We start from the raw sequence: 1,345 nt of genomic DNA, 5'->3' as shown, positions 1-1,345 counted from the left end.
TGGAACTGTCGGGTGACGAGTATATCGCCGGGAATCCTGCCGAAGTGGCAGAGCAGATCATCGAGCAATGCCGCACGATCGGCGCAGCGCATTTTATGGCGATGCTGGACGGCCATGGAAATATCGCGGCCAACGCGGAAGCATTCGATCTTTTCGGAGAGCAGGTGAACCCGTTGCTGCGCAAAGCAGGAAACAGTGTGTCGACGCAAGCGGTGCTCGATGCCGTGCAGGGCTCTTGAAACGACAGACAGGACGACAGCAATGAGCGATTACGAAACGCATCAGGTGCCCGGTAACGATCGCCGGTCGCTGGACATCGAAATTTTCCGCCCGGCAAAGCCTAACGGCGTCGGCGTAGTGCTGCTGCATGGCGGCGGTTTTGCGCAAGGCCATCGATCCATGATGCATGGCTATGGCGGCGCGCTGGCGGAACAGGGTTTCGTTGCTGTCGCGGCGGAATATCGCCTGCTGGGCGAGGCACCGTTTCCGGCCATGATCGACGATATCCGCGACGTCGTGCGCTGGCTTAAAGCGAATGCCCGGACTTTTGGCATCGATCCTGGGAAGATTGCGCTGCAGGGCTATTCTGCCGGGGCCCATATTGCCCTGATGGTGGCAGGCACGCAGCCGGGTTCGGGTTTCGAGGGCAAGGTCGGCGGGGATTCGACCGGCTCTGACGTTGCGGCAGTCGTCGCATTCTTCCCGCCCGCGCGGCTGGATGCGAACCCGGCGATGATCGAACGTCCTCCATTCAGCCTCCTCTTGAACGGCGGCGGGATGGAAGCGGCACGCGCCGCAAGCCCGATCTATTACGTGAACGCAAATTCGCCGACCACGTTCATTCTGGGCGGAATGGCGGATTACATGCAGCCGTTGCCCAGCGGGCTCGACCTTCTCAACGCTTTTGTCGAAGCGGGCGCGGAGGTGGAGTTTCATTACCTGCATTCGCAGGTTCACGAATTTTCCAGCACCTCGGGCATGCTGGGGCAGATCATGGTGGAAGTCGGCTTTTTCTATCGCCGCACCCTGCTCGATCGGGAAGTCCTGCTGGACGAGGCGAAGGCAAGCAATCCCTTCGCCCGGGCGAGCAACATGCAGGAACTCGCGCAGATGATGGCAGGCGCACCGCGCTGAGGAGATTGGTGCGCGGCGCCGACAAGTCGCGCTGACAAAAGACCGGACGAGACGTGTCTGGCGCGTGGGGCGGATTGGAGAATGACGTTGGTCAAACCATGGATATTTGAATTCTTTCGCGCTCCCAGCGAACCGGGCACGCTGGTTCCCGCTCCGCGCATCGGGTTGTCGGCATCCGAAGTGCAGGACCATTTCGCGACGTACTGGAGCC

General features: G+C 60.9%; 2 protein-coding genes. Both read left to right on the top strand.

What is annotated here, in order from left to right:
• On the top strand, window positions 1-239 hold a 239-nt coding region (locus A7A77_RS18225), incomplete at its 5' end, for a hypothetical protein (RefSeq protein WP_216635619.1).
• 22 nt (window positions 240-261) lie between these two features.
• The gene (locus tag A7A77_RS17235) at window positions 262-1,134 is read left to right on the top strand and encodes an alpha/beta hydrolase (protein WP_066561295.1); all 873 of its coding nucleotides are present in this window, start codon (window positions 262-264) and stop codon (window positions 1,132-1,134) included.
• Window positions 1,135-1,345: the final 211 nt, after the last annotated feature.

Source organism: Croceicoccus bisphenolivorans (assembly GCF_001634625.1).
In the GTDB taxonomy this organism is placed as follows: domain Bacteria; phylum Pseudomonadota; class Alphaproteobacteria; order Sphingomonadales; family Sphingomonadaceae; genus Croceicoccus; species Croceicoccus bisphenolivorans.
Note: the sequence above shows the minus strand (reverse complement) of the source record. Positions and strands in the feature narration are given on the sequence as shown.